Here is a 14,418-nt window from a genome sequence, read left to right as displayed (position 1 = left end):
CGGCGGACAGGCTACGCTCAAGACCGCCCAAGGCGAGCCCCTCACCGTCACCACCAAAGGCAAGAAGGTCTTGCTGACCGACGCCAAAGGCGGCACGGCCGTAGTCACGACCGCAAACGTGATGCAGTCAAACGGCGTGATCCACGTCATCAACGGTGTGCTACAGCCCTGAGGCGTTCTTACACTCGGTTATCTGAGCGGTCCGGCGGAGCGATCCGAAAACTCAAGCTTATCTAACCTACACCGTTGGCTAAGCGCGTTTTCCACTCCGGCTTGAAGCGGCCTCGGCTTCAGAGCCCGCCTGTGTTCCTCCCAGTTCATGGCGGGCTTTGGTGTGCCGGGACACCATTAGACTGTCGGTGGTTGGTCGGTCACTTCGGCCCATCCTGCAGAGCTCGCAGATGCCACGCTACTTCTTCGATGTGCACCATGGTGTCGATCTGCCCGATCCAGACGGTAAGGAGCTCGACGACGACGAGGCCGCTCGCATCAAGGCCATCGATATCGCCGGCCATGTGCTGAATGATTATGGCCGCGAGGCCCTGATGAAGGAGTCTTGGCTTTTAAAGGTCTTCCACGAAGACGGGCGCCTCGTCTTTCAGATGGACGTCGCAGTCACAATCGGCTCTGACCAACTTCAATAGGCCAGTGGGTCAGGCTGTTGGTTGCCGGAGCGTGTCAATAACTCAACCCTCACGGTTTGGCACGGCGCCTTTCTTTTGTGCTGATTATTTGGCAATGCGCTCGGGTCACCGACCTTGCGGCGTTCTTTTTCCCTTTCTGAGTAGCCTCGGCTTCTGAGCCTGCTGCGGACCGACCCCGTGGCGGGCTTTGTTGCGTCTGGCGCGCCGGGTGAAGTTGTGCGCGGAGGCGCCTTACCGAGCCGAGGGAGAACCAATCAATTTTGTGAGCCGCCGCCCCGACCGGCGCCGTGTGACGGCCAATACCCCGCTTCGCCCAATCATGACAAAATCAAACATCGGCGGAAACCTTTCCGATCAACCGTGGTCTCCCGAACGAACGTTTCGTTCCATACTCTTGCCTGGAGGCCTTTTGACCATGACGAAATATGCAACAGCGGCAATCTTGACGGCCATGTGCGGCAGCTTCGGTCTTTCGACCGTGGGCGTGGCGGCTTCATTACCGCAGGTGCCAACGGTCTCCGTCTCCGACCTGCATCCGACCTGGGTTAAAATGAAGAAGAAGCACTCAATGAAGCGATCAATGAAGCGCCGTGGCGGTCAGGCCGCGACGCCGGCCAACCCGACGCCTGGTCGATAAGCCCATTCGTTCACTGCTGAGTTTATGGCCCGCCCGGCGAAAGCCGGCGCGGGCTTTTCTGTGTCGTGCGGCTTGCAGGAGACATCCGCGCAGCGCGGCGACAGGTATGCCGACAGTACGGTGGAGCCAAGCCCGATCAGGCCGAGCCGTATCCTACAAAGCCCGCCCGGTTCGCCGAGCGGGCTTTCTTTTGCGCCTGATCCGACCCGCGCAGAAACCCATCTCCCGCGCTCGGGCGCGCTTCATTTCAGCACCTAGCCCGGCTGCAGAGCCCGCCCGGCCATCTGGCGTTTCACGGTGCGGGCTGCGTTGCGTCTGGCGCGACGCTTGCAACTACCTCAGCTTCCTCCCTAGGAACCTTGGCCCGCCCAGCGAAAGCCGGGCGGGCTTTTCTAGTTTGATGCGTTGGCTTCTGCCGCCACGCGATGGCTGGCTGATCAGGCAGGAGCAACCAGTGGGCGACGTCGTCTCGAAGGACATCTACGAGGAAGGCAAGCGGGCGAAGGCAAACGGCACGCCCGGACCAGGGCAATCCCTATCGGGCCGGCTCGCAGGAGAGCCTCGACTGGTTGGAGGGCTACACAGTCGGCGAGGTGGAGCCGAGCGCTACGGGTCCGGACAACGATCCGTGAGCCCATGAGGCCTGACGAAAAGAGTTTCAGGCCGCCCGGTTCGCCGCGGCGGGTTTTTTCGTGCCGCCTCCGGTCGCGTCACGAGAAAGTAGGCACAGGGTTGTGCCCGCTATCCCCGCAATTCACAGCGTAAAATTTGCGTAGGGCTAGGAAGGCTGCAGTCGGAGATTTCAGATTACTTATTTTGATTGTATTCGGGAGATAGAGCTTGACTATATTAACGCTTAAATATTTAGTATATAACTGGATTGAAGGTATTTGATTCTATGTGCCTTACACCATCATTGAACGAAGTGCTGATGTCGCACAGATGCCCGTCATGTGGGAAAAACAACAGGAAACTCGGCAAATCCTTCAAAACACTGTCATCGTATTCGTGCAAGCACTGCAAATCAAAAATTAGCATCCGCTACGAAGAGAAGCTAAGTTTGTTTTCAGCACATAAACATCTTGCTATTATTTGAGCATATTTCGATGAATATAAACGCGTTGGGTTTACGGGTGATTTGGTTGATCCAACTCGCTTCAGCCTGAACACTTTCGCCCGGTCTACGAGCGCGGGAGCATCCTCTTCCGGGCTCATCGATCCGTCCTACTGCAGCACGTTCACCGCGACCGGCGTCAGCATAGAAGCGAACTCGACGAGTTCGCCGCGCGTCATCCGACGGCTGCAGATGACGAAGCGATCGCCGTCGATCAGAACCTCAAGGCCATGCGCTTCGAGGTAGTCCAGCGCCTCCCGAAGCTGCGCGTGGGCTACGGCCATGGTCTCGGCGGCGGTGGCGTCTGTCATGGCGGGCGGTTTATTATGGCCAGCTTTGAAACCAAGCTAGCCTGCCTTTCACACAGCCGTCAGCGTCAAAAACTACCGTCACCCTTTCCGCTTCTCAGCCAGCGCTTTGATCGCGGCCACATAGAGATCGATGCTCGACGGCGGGACGAAGAACCCTGTCCCGCGGTAGCTCTCCGCGCGCTGGGCGATATTCTCCAAGTCGGCAGCAGTGTAGTCGGCGGGGTTCTTCAGGGACTCGGCCATGCCTCAAGCTACCACAATCCGATCGCCCTCGATGTCCAGAAGGCCATCGGCAAAACGCTCGCTCCGACCAGAAAGCTGGCGAGAAGCGTGAAGATCACGGTGCGGAGAGGGGTCGGGGATTCGGCCATGGCGATGCCTACCACCAATCGGCCAGCCATCCGATCAGGTAGACAACGAATGCCACTCCCGCCCAGACGCCCAATGCCGGGAGAACGATAGTCCAGCGGGGCTCGTGAGACTCGGCCATGCCGCAGGTTATGCGGGATCGGGCGGAGAGGGGAGAGTGACGCGCGAAAATGCAGGCACGGCCCGCTTTGTGTGCGTAAGCGCACAATAAACGTTCATCTCGTCTACAATATGCGCCAACACAGGCCCGCGCGGTGGCGATTTCCCGCCGACGCCGGGCAGAGTTGGAGACTATACCGATGACTGGTCGTATCGCTTTCTTCGCCGTAGCCGCGAGCCTGATGGCCGCCGGTGCTGCTCAGGCGCAGTCGGTCCCGAACGTGCAGGGACAGCCCGCCTCGGACTTTTTCACCTCGTCGCACTCCGCCAGCCGGCGCGACGTGCCGGTGACGGGTTCGGTCACGGCTCCTGTGCGCCGGAGCATCAAGCGTTCGGCGCGCTGATCTGCGCCACGCGCGCCACGATGTTGGTTGGCATGGGGAGGATGGATGGTCCAGGTCATTCCTCCCCAATAGCTGATATCGGCCTCGGCGCATTCTTCTGGCCCATCGGCGCGCTGATAAGGGTCGTCGAAATATGTCGGAGCCGTCTCCTTTGCGTATGCCTCCGCCGACAGCCCGTCGTCGAATTGCGTGAAGCCTGCCCGCTTGATCGTGTGTGCCACGAAGCGCTCGCAAAACTCTGTCTCGCTTATCGTCTCAACCCTCCCTCTCCTCGATGCCGGCGGCTTTGGCGCCGCGGGTCAGGAGAGTGACCATACCCCGACAAGCGACCGCACCTTTCCAGCGTGCGCTGCGTTGCTCCGCGAACCGGAGAGCGTGATGTCCAGACTGCCCGACGAGCCCGACACGAACGAGCCGATCCGTCAGCCGGAAGACAAGGGCCGCGAACCGGTCAAGGACGAGCCTAAGCCGGATGGCGAAGAGGCGCCCGGCGACCCACCGAACGATCTCGACGACGGACCCCTCGTTGCTGCGAACGCGAACTGGCCTGAGCAACTTTAGGCCGCGCTTAGCGCCGTAATGGATCGTCATCGCCATGCGCGCCTGAAAAGAGCCCCTCGCATCAAGGCTAAGCGAGCCAGCAGCTACGTTGGCGCGGGCCGCTTATGCGGCCGCGCGAATTAGCGCTCCGTCCAGGCGCACCGGCCCTAGTCCGTACTGCGCCCGATATTGTGTGATCGCCGGGGCTGCCGCGCGCTCCTTCAGGACGCCCCCCCCCTGGCAAACGGCTGCGGCATCTTTCGGAGCAACTGGAGCACGCGACAGGGGCACCCAGGATCGCAACGGCTAGGCTCACGGTACGCAGAAGCATGGGTTGAGCTCGGATGCAGGAAAGGGTGGTGGGCAAGCGAAGCGTGACGCCTGTTGCCGTAGGAATCGTTCTCCCCACGCTGAAGCAACGCTTTGATCAGGCAACGCCTCCGAAAAAGAACAGCCGTTACCCGTTCCGTTACCCGATATTGCATCGGGCTTGCCATCAAGACGTCAAGTCATTGAAGTTATTGGTGAGCGCGCTGGGACTCGAACCCAGGACCTACAGATTAAAAGTCCGTTGCTCTACCAGCTGAGCTACGCGCTCGCCTCCGAGGCAGATACCGTGCCTCGATCGTTGGAAGCGTCGATCAAGAAAAAGCACCAACCGTCAGGTTGGTGCGGCCAAGAGGACTCGAACCTCCACCCCTCGCGGGACTAGCACCTCAAGCTAGCGCGTCTACCAATTCCGCCATGGCCGCTCGCCACATGTCCCGGGGCCAGCGCCGCGAGGGGGCCGGTGAGCCCGTGTGAGCGGCGGAGCGGATAACAGATGGATTCGACGGGCACAAGCAGCGCTTTGCGGATTCGTGTGCCGGATGACGTCAGCGCAGCATTCAGGCGTGTTCGAGGACCGGGACTTCGCCCTCGCCGATCGTCACACCCGGCTCACGGATGACCGCCGGCCTGCGGATCAGCTCGGTCACCTCGATGGCGATGCGGTTGCCGGTGACCACGATCTGCCCGCGGGCGATCGGGTGGTCGTTGGCGAGAATCTCGACCATATCGGTCTCGGTGGATTCGAGTTCGATCACGGCGCCGCGGCCCATGCGCAGCAGCATGTGCAGCGGCATGTGGCTGCGCCCGAGCACCACCTTGAGATCGACCTTGAGGTCTTCGAGAACGGCCACGCCACGATCCTTGAGCACCCGGCCTCACCCGCGGCGCAGCCAGCGCCGCCGATATGATGCCGGCATCGACCTTCAGCGCTTTATGGTGAAGCCTTGGTAAACGACGCGACGATCAGCGGCCGGGAAACGGCGCCGCGCCTCTCGGTCAGACCGGTCTCGTTCCTGGCCGCGCCCGGCTCACCGCCGGTCGAATGGCAGGTGAGCGACGGGCTGGTCGGCTACGACGACGCCGTGGAGGCCATGGAGGCGCGGGCGGCGGCTATCGCACAGGGCGAGGCGTCGGAGCTGGTCTGGCTTCTGGAACACCCGCCGCTATACACGGCAGGCACGTCCGCGCAGGCGGTCGACCTGGTGCAGCCGGATCGCTTTCCGGTCCACCGGACGGGCCGAGGAGGCCAATACACCTATCATGGGCCGGGCCAGCGCGTGGCCTACGTCATGCTCGACCTCAATCGCCGCCGGCCAGACCTGCGTGCCTATGTGGCGAGCCTGGAGGCTTGGCTGATCGCAACGCTCGACGCCTTCAACGTCCGGGCCGAACGCCGCGAGGACCGCGTCGGCGTCTGGGTCCGACGTCCCGAGAAGGGGGAGGGGGTGGAGGACAAGATCGCGGCGATCGGCATCCGCGTTCGGCGCTGGGTGAGCCTGCACGGCATCAGCCTCAACGTGGAGCCGGACCTCTCGCATTTCTCCGGAATCGTGCCGTGCGGGGTCCGCCAGCATGGCGTGACCAGCCTCGCCGATCTCGGGCTGATCGTCTCGATGCCGGAAGCGGACATGGCCCTACGCGCAGCCTTCCAACCGATCTTCGGACCGACCGTCGACGCGGGCTGATCAGATCACCGGCACGCCGCGCGCCTTGGCCTCGTCGCCCGGCTCGACATGGATGGTAACCACGACACCCTCGACGGCGGCTTCGATGCCATTCTCGATCCGGTCGCAAATGGCGTGGCTCTCGGCGACGCTCATTTCGCCCGGAACGACGAGGTGGAAATCGACGAAGGTCGCACTGCCGGCGTGCCGGGTGCGGACATCGTGCGCCTCCAGGGCGCCCTCGCCATGCATGGAGATCAGTTCCCGAATCTTCTGGATCATCTCGGGGGAGGCCGCCTGATCCATCAGGCCGTTGATCGAGTCGCGCATCATGGTCCAGCCCGACCAAAGGATCTGCAGGGCAACGAGGCCGGCCACCAGCGGGTCGAGAACAAGCACGCCGGTGAGCATCACCAGCGCGACGCCGACGATGACGCCGCCGGAGGTCACTACGTCGGCGATGACGTGGCGCGCATCGGCCACCAGTGCCGGCGAGCGCCAGGCCCGGCCGCGGCGCAGCAGCACGAAGCCCCAGGCGGCGTTGATCACGGTGGCGAGCCCGTTCACGGCGAGGCCGACGACCGGCGTGTCGATGGTCTTGGGCGAGACGATGCCCTGATAGGCCTCGCGCAGGATCAGCAGGGCCGCGACGATGATCAGCGTGCCCTCGATCACCGCGGAGAAATACTCGGCCTTGTGGTGGCCATAGGGATGGTCGTCGTCGGCCGGCTGCGCGGCGACCCGCAGGGCCACGAAGGCGCAGATGGCCGCGACCACGTTGATGATGCTCTCCAACGCATCGGAATAGAGCGCGATGCTGCCCGTCAGCCAGAAGGCCGCGAATTTCAGCGCCGTCACCAAGATGCCGATCGCGGCACTCAGCAGGGCAGCTTTCTCGGTGCGGGTCATGACGGGCCCGGGCGCTCGCGCGATCGTGGAGAGAAGATGCCGCGCCCATAGCCGCCGGCCAGCCGGAAGGCCACGGCAAAGGTTTTAGCCGTGGCTATGGGCGCTCCGGCCATCCGCCTTGCGGCCACGCTCGAGCGTGACGATATCGATTCCAGGGACGGCGCGAAGCCGTCCCGAGACACGGTTCAAGAGGAGGAAAGCTGCATGGCCCTCGTCCAATGCACCGCTTGCGATCACCGCATCTCCGTCCAGGCCGTCGCTTGCCCGTCCTGCGGACATCCCTCCAGTACCGACCGCCAGGGTGTCCTGCGCGTCCTCGACACGGTCGCAGGCACCTACATTTCCACCACGACGCTCGCGAGCCTCGCCCTCGGCGTGGTGATGTTCGTGTGTGCGGCAGCCGTGCTGATCACCCTGATCCTGCACAGCCACTGACCACCACAGGCGATCAGGCCGGTTCCGGCCCGCGGCCCCTGGCGGTCTCCCGCGCGCGCGCTGCCTCGGCTAGCGCGCGCGCTCTGTCCGCCTTGCGGGCGTAGCCGCGGGCGATCCATTTGAACATCGCCCGCCCGGCAAGATCGTCGAGCCGGGCGGCCTCGCGATCCCAATGCTTCACGAGCTGTCCGTCGAGCGTGACGCGCTTCGGGTCGGTCTCATCGGTCATGGGACGATCCTCGGCCACGCCCGGCCCGCGATCAACCGGCAATTTGCTAGCAGATATCCTTGAGGGAGGACGCTCGAAGACCAATCCCAACCGGCAGCGGAACCGATCATCGGCAGCTCCGTCTGGCGCGTGATTCAGGGCAGCGATTGTGGCTGCGGCGCAATGTTCATTTCGATGGCGGGTGCCTAAAGCTTCCTCATCTGACTGATAGCGAGAATTCGGGTGCGGCTTCTTCTCGTGGGGATGACATTGGCGGGATGCGCCCTTGGGTCCGCGAACCCCGCGACGGCCCAAAGCGGCACTCAGATCATCAACGGGACGAAAGTTTTCACGCAGATCTTCCCTGCCGACAAGCTCGCGACTTTTTCTAACGATTGTGGCAGTCAGACTCTCACTCAGCGTGAGCTGCAGCAGGGCGCTATTCCAAACCTGATCATTCCGTGTCCAAGGCCCGGCGTGCGGGTTCCTGCGCCGCAACCCAAGCCACCCGAAAAATCCGAGGCAGCCGAGCGCAAAGAAAAATATGAGGCTTTCAAAAAAGCCTATGAAGAATCTCTCAAATATCGCGACGATGTCTATAGATCGCTGAATTCCGGCGATTTCCGATCTGCTTATAATGCCTCCATCCTGATGAACACGGATCGATCCTGGCATCCGGTTGAGGACTTTATCGAAAGAATACACCCCGGTGTCGGAAAAGAATATGCCAAAGATTTATGCATTGAGGTTTTGCTTGGGATCATAAGCAAATCAAAATACACAAACTCGGATGATTATTGCGAAGGCGCGGAAAGCGACAACACGGCAAGCAGACTCATGGAAATGGCGCGAAAATCCACATATCGCGGGTAGTTCTCTATGCGGTGCTAGTCTGAGCTGACGCGGCTACTGCCGAAGTTCGAAGAGTGTCCGGCACGTAGGTCAACCTGATCACGTCCTCGTCGATCTGCTCACTGGTCACGAGGCGGAGCGGCGGTCGGGGGCCGGCGAAGAACGGCGTGCCTCGGCCGAGCACGACCGGGTGCAGGTAAAGTCGATACTCATCGACGAGACCGAGTTCGGTCAGGCTTTGCGCCAGTTCAGGTCCAGACACGGAAATCTCACCTGCCAGCTCAGCCTTGAGCCCGCGGACCACCGCCTCGAGATCGTCCTGGACCAGCGTGGCGTTGGGGCCGACGGACGTCGATGAGCGGGAGAAGACCCACTTCGGTTGGCGCCGCCACGCCACGGCAAAATCGCGGCGCTCCGCGTCCCATTCGGGATCGTCTTCGTCCCAATAGCGCATGATCTCGTACATGCGGCGGCCATACAAGCTGCCCGTCAGGGCGCGCACATGTGCGATCCAATGACGGAAGAGCGCGGGACCGGGCGCGAATTTCTGATGGTCGACATATCCGTCGAGAGACAGGTTCATTCCAAAAACGAGCTTCGCCATCCTGTAAGCTCCTCCAAAGGCTTTTCAGAATAGCCGAAGCCAGCGTCCGTTCTCCACACGGTGCGGACGGTCCGCCGGATTGCAAACCGAGACACGACCTTTTTCTCAGGAATTGATTCGTCCCGGCGTTCCGTGCAGTTGGCGCAGCATGCGCGTGGACCTGTTCGATTTCGACCTGCCGGAGGCGTCGATCGCCCTGCGCCCGGCGAGCCCTCGCGATGCCGGGCGGCTGCTCGTGGTGCGCCCCGGTGAGCCTTTCGGTGATCGCGCCGTGCGCGATCTCGCCGGGCAGCTTCGGCCGGGCGATGCGCTCGTCTTCAACGATACCCGCGTGATCCCCGCCCGCCTGACCGGGGTGCGCCGGCGCCCCGGCGCATCGGGACAGCGCGTCGAGGCGATGCTGCACATGCGCGAGGCACCGGACCGCTGGCGCGCCTTTGCCCGTCCGGCCAAGCGCATCGCCCCAGGCGACCGGCTGAGCTTCGGCAGCGACGAGGGCGCAAGCGCGACCTGCGAGCTCGGCCGGCTCGATGCGACCCTCGAGAGCAAGGGGGAGGGCGGAGAGGTCACCCTGCGCTTCGACTTGTCCGGCCCCGCTCTCGACGAGGCCATCGCGGCGCAGGGCGCGCTCCCACTGCCGCCCTACATCGCCGGCAAGCGCCCGACCGACGCGCGCGACGCCACCGACTACCAGACTGTCTATGCCCGCGAGCCAGGCGCCGTCGCGGCTCCCACCGCCGGACTGCATTTTTCGGAAGAGATGCTCTCGGTGCTCGATGCGGCCGGCATCGGCCGCCACACGGTCACGCTACATGTCGGCGCGGGCACCTTCCTTCCGGTCAAGGCCGACGACACGGCCGATCACCGCATGCATGCCGAAATCGGCACGCTGAGTTCGGACACCGCCGAAGCGCTGAACCGCACGCGGGCGGCGGGTGGCCGCGTCGTCGCCGTCGGCACCACGGCCCTGCGCCTCCTCGAAAGCGCGGCCGACGAGGCTGGCCGGCTGCATGCTTTCGCGGGCGCGACGGACATCTTTATCACGCCAGGCTACCGCTTCCGCGCGGTCGACGCCCTGATGACGAATTTCCACCTGCCGCGCTCGACCCTGTTCATGCTGGTGAGCGCGTTCAGCGGGCTCGATACCATGCGCGCGGCCTATGCCCATGCGATCGAGGGCGGCTACCGCTTCTATTCGTACGGCGATTCCAGCCTGCTGTTTCCGGCACCGGTCTGATAGGGCTGCGCGCCGACGCGCATCTCTCTCGCCCCCTCTGCGGGGGAGGGAGTGCTGCGTGAGCGACCCGAGAAGCCGGCTTGACCGCATGACCGAACCACTGTCGTCCGAAACCTTCGCCTTCTCCGTCGACGCCACCGACGGCGCCGCCCGCACCGGCGCGATCTCCATGCCGCGCGGGAAAATCCGGACGCCGGCCTTCATGCCCGTGGGCACGGCTGCGACCGTCAAGGCGATGTACCCCGAGCAGGTGCGGGACCTCGGCGCCGACGTGGTGCTCGGCAACACCTACCATCTGATGCTGCGGCCAGGCGCCGAGCGGATGGCACGGCTCGGCGGCCTGCATCGCTTCATGCGCTGGGACGGGCCGATCCTCACCGATTCCGGCGGCTTCCAGGTGATGTCGCTCTCGGCCTTGCGAAAACTCGACGAGCAGGGCGTGACTTTCCGCTCGCATATCGATGGCACCGCCCATCACATGGGTCCGGAGCGCTCCATCGAGATCCAAGGCCTGCTCGGCTCCGACATCCAGATGCAGCTCGACGAATGCGTGCGCCTTCCGGCCGAGCGCGCGGAGATCGAGAAGGCGATGCGCCTGTCGCTGCGCTGGGCCGAGCGCTGCCGCGTGGCCTTCGGTGAGCAGCCGGGCAAGGCGATGTTCGGCATCGTCCAGGGCGGCGACATTCCGGATTTGCGTGTCGAGAGCGCGCGAGCGCTGACCGATCTCGACCTCAAGGGCTACGCCATCGGCGGCCTCGCGGTCGGCGAGCCGCAGGCGGTGATGCTCGCGATGATCGAGACGGTGGAGCCGCACCTGCCGACGGCGAAGCCGCGCTACCTGATGGGCGTCGGCACGCCGGACGACCTGATGCAGTCGGTCTCGCGCGGCATCGACATGTTCGATTGCGTGATGCCGACGCGCGCCGGCCGCCACGGCCTCGCCTACACCCGGCACGGCCGGATCAATCTTCGCAACGCGCGTCACGCCGAAGACACGGCGCCCCTCGATGAGGCGTCATCCTGCTCGGCAGCACGGGACTACAGCCGTGCCTATCTCCACCATCTCGTCCGCTCGGACGAGATCCTGGGGATGATGCTTCTGACCTGGAACAATCTCGCCTACTACCAAGAGCTGATGGCGGGCATGCGCGCGGCCATCGGCGCCGGCCGGCTGGCCGAGTTCATCGGCGAGACCAAGCAGGAATGGGCGCGGGCCGAGGCAGCTCGGGCCGCGTGAGACCGTTCAGCCGCGCTTCTGCGCCTTGGTGTAGCTGGCGATGGCGGCGCGGCAATCCGGGGTCAGCTTGGCCTTGTTCTGCTTGAAGCAGGCCTTCACCTCCGGGCTGTCCGCCGCGAAATCGCTGCAGAAGCTCAGATAGTCGCCCGTGCAGTACTGACGCAGTGCCTCGCGGTTGGCCTCCGGTGCAGCGAGCGTGGCGCTCGTGCCGAGGAGCAGGGCAACGGTTGTACGGACCAGCATGAACACTTCTCTCGAACGCCCCGGTCTGGCCGGGCGGCCGGCGTAGACCAAGCGATCTAGACGAGAGTGCGACGAAGACGTGTCCGTGACTCGCTCAGCGCGCCGTCAAGACTTTGTAGAAGCCTGCCGGGTCGTCCCCACCGCCGGTCTGCACTGCCTTCAACGCATCGACGATCCGGCGTGCGATCGGAAGGCGGTAGTGAAGGCCGTCCCAGTAATTGGCGTCGTCCTGGGTCACAGGCGAGGGAATGCGGAAATCGACGACGGCGGCGCCGCGCTGGGCGCCGATGCGCGCGACCCGCTCCTTGCACAGGCGCTCGCGCTCGGCACTGGGCGTTCCGTCCCGTGGCTGCAGAACCGCGTGGGCCGGCATGAACGCCACGATCTTAATCGCCAAAGGCGGAGCATCCGCGAGCATCGTGTCGAGCCACGGCAGTGCCGGCATCGGCCCTTTCGGGTCGGAGATATCGACGCCCGCCGGCATGATGTGATCCAGCGGGTTGTCGTCGTTGTGGATATGCGCGGAAGCCCGCTTCGCGTCGTAGCTTTGCTCGGGCGGGGTGAACACGGTGAAACCGTTGGCCGCCATCTTCGGCTTGGCGAGACCAAAGCGGTTCAGCAGCACCCCTTGCGCCATCGTCAGGGTCCGCCAGCTGATCTGCTGGAAATACGTCCTGTAGGACACCGTCTGGTAGAGCCAGGTCGGGAACGGCATGCCGTGCCGGTACTGGTCCGCGTCGGGCTCGCACCAGTTCGAGTCGAGCCCGAAGATCAGCGCCTTCGCCTCGACGTGACGCAGGAACAGCCGAGCCAGTTCGGCTTCCTCGTACGGCGCCCCACGGTTGATCGCCAGATTGGCGAAACGGGCACCGAAGGCCGCGTCGAGGTCGCGCGGATCGAGCAGCCGCGACGTCGAGGTGCCGAACACGGCGGCGTCGTACAGGCCCGAACGCACGATCTGCGGATAGAAGAAGCGCTGGCTCTTATCCATGATCGGGCCGGGCGCGCGGCCGGGTCCGACCCGCAGGCCATAGGGATCCTGCCACGCGACGAAGCCGATCGCCGCGACGCCGAGCAGGACGACGGTCGCGATGAAGCTCGTCGCGAAACGGCGCCAGGCCGTTTCACCGCTCTCGAATCGGATCACGGCGCCTCAGTGCAGCTTGACCCGCGCGGTGCCGCGGCGCGTGAGCGCCCGCGCCAGAGCGTCGAGACTGGTCTTGATCACACCGTTCACCGCCATCTCGTGCATCTTGTAGAGCGAGCGGTACATCACGCGGGCAAAGAGCCCGGCGATGAACATGTTCTTCCCCTGGATGAAACCCATCAGGTTGCCGACGGTCGTGTAGTGGCCGAGCGAAACCAGCGAGCCGAAGTCGCGATACTTGAACGGCGTCAGCGGTTTACCGTCCAAGCGGGCGACGACCTGCTTGTAGAGGTGCGAGGCCTCCTGGTGCGCGGCCTGCGCGCGCGGCGGGATCGGAGTGTCCGAGCCCTGCTCGACGAGATAGGCACAGTCGCCCATGGCGAAGATGTCCGCGTCGCGCGTGGTCTGCAGCATCGGCGTCACGACGAGCTGGTTCGAGCGTGTGGTCTCGAGACCGCCGACGCCCTGCAGGAAAGGTGGCGCCTTCACGCCCGCCGCCCAGACCACCAGCTCGGACGGGATGAAGCCGCCATCGGCGAGCTGAACGCCATCCGCCTTCACCTCGGTGACCCGCGCCTTCACGCGGACCTCGACGCCGATACCGGCGAGCAGCGACATCACCTCGCCCGAGAGCCGCTCCGGCACGGCCGGCAGGATGCGGTCGGCCGCCTCGACCAGGGTGATCTTGAGGTCCTTCGTCGGGTCGATCTTGTCGAGGCCGGTCTTGGCGACCTCGCGCGTGGTGCGGTGGAGCTCGGCCGCGAGTTCGGTCCCCGTGGCGCCGGCGCCGATGACCGTGACGTGGAGCTGGCCCGGCCGCACCGGGCCGACCTGGGTGTGGGCCCGCAGCATGCCGTTGACCAGCCGCTGGTGAAACCGCACCGCCTGGTCCGGCGTGTCGAGCGCGATGGCGTTGTCCGCCACACCCGGCGTCCCGAAATCGTTGGTGGTCGAGCCGACGGCCATGACGAGGGTGTCGTAGGGGACCTCGCGCACCGGCGTGACCTCGCGCCCCTCGGAATCGTGGCTCGCGGCGAGGTGGATGACCTTCCGCTCACGGTCGAGCCCGGTCATCTCACCGATCCGGTAGCGGAAATGATGCGCGTGGGCATGGTGGAGATAGTCGACTGCGTGATGCCCGACGTCGAGGCTGCCGGCGGCGACCTCGTGAAGCAGCGGCTTCCAGATATGCGTGCGGGCGCGGTCGACGAGCGTAACGTGCGCCTTGTCCCTGCCGAGCCGGTCACCGAGCTTCGTCACCAGTTCAAGTCCGGCCGCGCCGCCGCCCACCACCACGATCTTGTGGCGGTCCGTGACCGTTTCACCCGGAACCATTCCTCACTCCGTTCTCGAACCGACGACCCTGCCTTCGTCATAACCCAAGACGGCGCAACCGCACTTTGGAATATCTTTATCGCGCGGTTGCAGAAAGCT

19 protein-coding genes and 2 tRNA genes are annotated in these 14,418 nt (G+C 64.2%); 9 read left to right on the top strand and 12 right to left on the bottom strand.

Features of this window, described 5'->3' with window-relative positions; all coding sequences use genetic code 11:
- From GGR33_RS24135 to GGR33_RS24125, 3 genes are all read left to right on the top strand, one after another.
- Positions 1–172: fasciclin domain-containing protein (locus GGR33_RS24135; RefSeq protein ID WP_183512844.1), on the top strand; the 172-nt coding region annotated here is incomplete at its 5' end.
- Between the two features lie 229 nt (positions 173–401).
- Positions 402–644: a DUF6894 family protein gene (locus tag GGR33_RS24130; RefSeq protein WP_183512834.1), complete on the top strand. Its 243-nt coding sequence runs from the start codon at positions 402–404 to the stop codon at positions 642–644.
- A gap of 415 nt (positions 645–1,059) precedes the next feature.
- A complete protein-coding gene (locus tag GGR33_RS24125) occupies positions 1,060–1,281 on the top strand; it encodes a hypothetical protein (protein WP_183512831.1) in 222 nt (73 codons plus the stop codon).
- A 1,224-nt stretch (positions 1,282–2,505) separates the two neighbouring features.
- Here the strand turns inward: GGR33_RS24125 and GGR33_RS24120 are convergent.
- The 3 genes from GGR33_RS24120 to GGR33_RS24110 all read right to left on the bottom strand — a co-directional run bounded on the left by GGR33_RS24120 (position 2,506) and on the right by GGR33_RS24110 (position 3,799).
- The gene (locus GGR33_RS24120; protein WP_183512827.1) at positions 2,506–2,706 is read right to left on the bottom strand and encodes a hypothetical protein; all 201 of its coding nucleotides are present in this window, start codon (positions 2,704–2,706) and stop codon (positions 2,506–2,508) included.
- 78 nt (positions 2,707–2,784) lie between these two features.
- On the bottom strand, positions 2,785–2,949 hold the full coding sequence (locus GGR33_RS24115) for a hypothetical protein (protein ID WP_183512822.1): 165 nt from the start codon (positions 2,947–2,949) through the stop codon (positions 2,785–2,787).
- 484 nt (positions 2,950–3,433) lie between these two features.
- Positions 3,434–3,799 (bottom strand): hypothetical protein, encoded by a 366-nt coding sequence (locus GGR33_RS24110; RefSeq protein WP_183512817.1) that lies wholly within the window; start codon positions 3,797–3,799, stop codon positions 3,434–3,436.
- Positions 3,800–3,956: 157 nt separating this feature from the next.
- Here GGR33_RS24110 and GGR33_RS24105 point away from each other — a divergent pair, with 157 nt between their 5' ends.
- Positions 3,957–4,139 carry a hypothetical protein gene (locus GGR33_RS24105; protein ID WP_183512812.1) on the top strand — a complete coding sequence of 61 codons (183 nt, stop codon included), beginning with the start codon at positions 3,957–3,959 and terminating at the stop codon, positions 4,137–4,139.
- Between the two features lie 501 nt (positions 4,140–4,640).
- Here GGR33_RS24105 and GGR33_RS24100 read toward each other — a convergent pair.
- The 3 genes from GGR33_RS24100 to GGR33_RS24090 all read right to left on the bottom strand — a co-directional run bounded on the left by GGR33_RS24100 (position 4,641) and on the right by GGR33_RS24090 (position 5,299).
- A tRNA-Lys gene (locus GGR33_RS24100) sits at positions 4,641–4,716 on the bottom strand.
- Positions 4,717–4,785: 69 nt separating this feature from the next.
- A tRNA-Leu gene (locus GGR33_RS24095) sits at positions 4,786–4,870 on the bottom strand.
- A gap of 135 nt (positions 4,871–5,005) precedes the next feature.
- The gene (locus GGR33_RS24090) at positions 5,006–5,299 is read right to left on the bottom strand and encodes a FliM/FliN family flagellar motor switch protein (protein ID WP_183512808.1); all 294 of its coding nucleotides are present in this window, start codon (positions 5,297–5,299) and stop codon (positions 5,006–5,008) included.
- A gap of 162 nt (positions 5,300–5,461) precedes the next feature.
- Here GGR33_RS24090 and lipB point away from each other — a divergent pair, with 162 nt between their 5' ends.
- On the top strand, positions 5,462–6,133 hold the full coding sequence (lipB, locus tag GGR33_RS24085) for a lipoyl(octanoyl) transferase LipB (protein ID WP_183512908.1): 672 nt from the start codon (positions 5,462–5,464) through the stop codon (positions 6,131–6,133).
- Here the strand turns inward: lipB and GGR33_RS24080 are convergent, their stop codons facing one another.
- A complete protein-coding gene (locus GGR33_RS24080; protein WP_183512805.1) occupies positions 6,134–7,021 on the bottom strand; it encodes a cation diffusion facilitator family transporter in 888 nt (295 codons plus the stop codon).
- 204 nt (positions 7,022–7,225) lie between these two features.
- Here GGR33_RS24080 and GGR33_RS24075 point away from each other — a divergent pair, with 204 nt between their 5' ends.
- Entirely contained in the window at positions 7,226–7,456 is a 231-nt protein-coding gene (locus tag GGR33_RS24075; protein WP_183512801.1) for a hypothetical protein, read from the top strand.
- Positions 7,457–7,469: 13 nt separating this feature from the next.
- Here the strand turns inward: GGR33_RS24075 and GGR33_RS24070 are convergent, their stop codons facing one another.
- Positions 7,470–7,685 carry a hypothetical protein gene (locus GGR33_RS24070; RefSeq protein ID WP_183512797.1) on the bottom strand — a complete coding sequence of 72 codons (216 nt, stop codon included), beginning with the start codon at positions 7,683–7,685 and terminating at the stop codon, positions 7,470–7,472.
- 222 nt (positions 7,686–7,907) lie between these two features.
- On the opposite strand from GGR33_RS24070, the gene GGR33_RS24065 reads away from it, so the two are divergent.
- The gene (locus tag GGR33_RS24065) at positions 7,908–8,537 is read left to right on the top strand and encodes a hypothetical protein (RefSeq protein ID WP_183512793.1); all 630 of its coding nucleotides are present in this window, start codon (positions 7,908–7,910) and stop codon (positions 8,535–8,537) included.
- A gap of 4 nt (positions 8,538–8,541) precedes the next feature.
- On the opposite strand, the gene GGR33_RS24060 is transcribed toward GGR33_RS24065, so the two are convergent.
- Positions 8,542–9,120, bottom strand: coding sequence for a dihydrofolate reductase family protein (locus GGR33_RS24060; protein ID WP_183512788.1), 579 nt, complete (start codon positions 9,118–9,120; stop codon positions 8,542–8,544).
- Positions 9,121–9,268: 148 nt separating this feature from the next.
- On the opposite strand from GGR33_RS24060, the gene queA reads away from it, so the two are divergent.
- Together queA and tgt are read left to right on the top strand one after the other, a co-directional pair.
- Positions 9,269–10,357, top strand: coding sequence for a tRNA preQ1(34) S-adenosylmethionine ribosyltransferase-isomerase QueA (gene queA / locus GGR33_RS24055; protein WP_183512782.1), 1,089 nt, complete (start codon positions 9,269–9,271; stop codon positions 10,355–10,357).
- Between the two features lie 88 nt (positions 10,358–10,445).
- Complete coding sequence (tgt, locus tag GGR33_RS24050) at positions 10,446–11,594, top strand: tRNA guanosine(34) transglycosylase Tgt (RefSeq protein WP_183512770.1); 1,149 nt, start codon at positions 10,446–10,448, stop codon at positions 11,592–11,594.
- A 6-nt stretch (positions 11,595–11,600) separates the two neighbouring features.
- Here the strand turns inward: tgt and GGR33_RS24045 are convergent, their stop codons facing one another.
- The 3 genes from GGR33_RS24045 to GGR33_RS24035 form a co-directional block, all read right to left on the bottom strand.
- Positions 11,601–11,837: a hypothetical protein gene (locus GGR33_RS24045; protein ID WP_183512758.1), complete on the bottom strand. Its 237-nt coding sequence runs from the start codon at positions 11,835–11,837 to the stop codon at positions 11,601–11,603.
- Positions 11,838–11,931: 94 nt separating this feature from the next.
- Positions 11,932–12,984, bottom strand: a complete 1,053-nt coding sequence (locus GGR33_RS24040) for a hypothetical protein (protein ID WP_183512753.1) — start codon at positions 12,982–12,984, stop codon at positions 11,932–11,934.
- 6 nt (positions 12,985–12,990) lie between these two features.
- On the bottom strand, positions 12,991–14,319 hold the full coding sequence (locus GGR33_RS24035) for an NAD(P)/FAD-dependent oxidoreductase (protein WP_183512748.1): 1,329 nt from the start codon (positions 14,317–14,319) through the stop codon (positions 12,991–12,993).
- Positions 14,320–14,418 lie beyond the last annotated feature (99 nt).

Origin of the sequence: Methylobacterium brachythecii (assembly GCF_014196345.1) — a bacterium.
GTDB lineage: Bacteria > Pseudomonadota > Alphaproteobacteria > Rhizobiales > Beijerinckiaceae > Methylobacterium > Methylobacterium brachythecii.
This window is presented reverse-complemented; position numbering and strand designations above follow the sequence as displayed.

Bases quoted from the DNA above. Each gene is read 5' to 3' on its own strand.
- GGR33_RS24115 (WP_183512822.1), bottom strand. From the start codon at position 2,949: ATGGCCGAGTCCCTGAAGAACCCCGCCGACTACACTGCTGCCGACTTG.
- GGR33_RS24130 (WP_183512834.1), top strand. From the start codon at position 402: ATGCCACGCTACTTCTTCGATGTGCACCATGGTGTCGATCTGCCCGAT.
- queA (WP_183512782.1), top strand. From the start codon at position 9,269: ATGCGCGTGGACCTGTTCGATTTCGACCTGCCGGAGGCGTCGATCGCC.
- GGR33_RS24120 (WP_183512827.1), bottom strand. From the start codon at position 2,706: ATGACAGACGCCACCGCCGCCGAGACCATGGCCGTAGCCCACGCGCAG.
- GGR33_RS24060 (WP_183512788.1), bottom strand. From the start codon at position 9,120: ATGGCGAAGCTCGTTTTTGGAATGAACCTGTCTCTCGACGGATATGTC.
- GGR33_RS24070 (WP_183512797.1), bottom strand. From the start codon at position 7,685: ATGACCGATGAGACCGACCCGAAGCGCGTCACGCTCGACGGACAGCTC.
- GGR33_RS24045 (WP_183512758.1), bottom strand. From the start codon at position 11,837: ATGCTGGTCCGTACAACCGTTGCCCTGCTCCTCGGCACGAGCGCCACG.
- GGR33_RS24080 (WP_183512805.1), bottom strand. From the start codon at position 7,021: ATGACCCGCACCGAGAAAGCTGCCCTGCTGAGTGCCGCGATCGGCATC.
- GGR33_RS24075 (WP_183512801.1), top strand. From the start codon at position 7,226: ATGGCCCTCGTCCAATGCACCGCTTGCGATCACCGCATCTCCGTCCAG.
- GGR33_RS24125 (WP_183512831.1), top strand. From the start codon at position 1,060: ATGACGAAATATGCAACAGCGGCAATCTTGACGGCCATGTGCGGCAGC.
- GGR33_RS24105 (WP_183512812.1), top strand. From the start codon at position 3,957: ATGTCCAGACTGCCCGACGAGCCCGACACGAACGAGCCGATCCGTCAG.
- GGR33_RS24035 (WP_183512748.1), bottom strand. From the start codon at position 14,319: ATGGTTCCGGGTGAAACGGTCACGGACCGCCACAAGATCGTGGTGGTG.
- tgt (WP_183512770.1), top strand. From the start codon at position 10,446: ATGACCGAACCACTGTCGTCCGAAACCTTCGCCTTCTCCGTCGACGCC.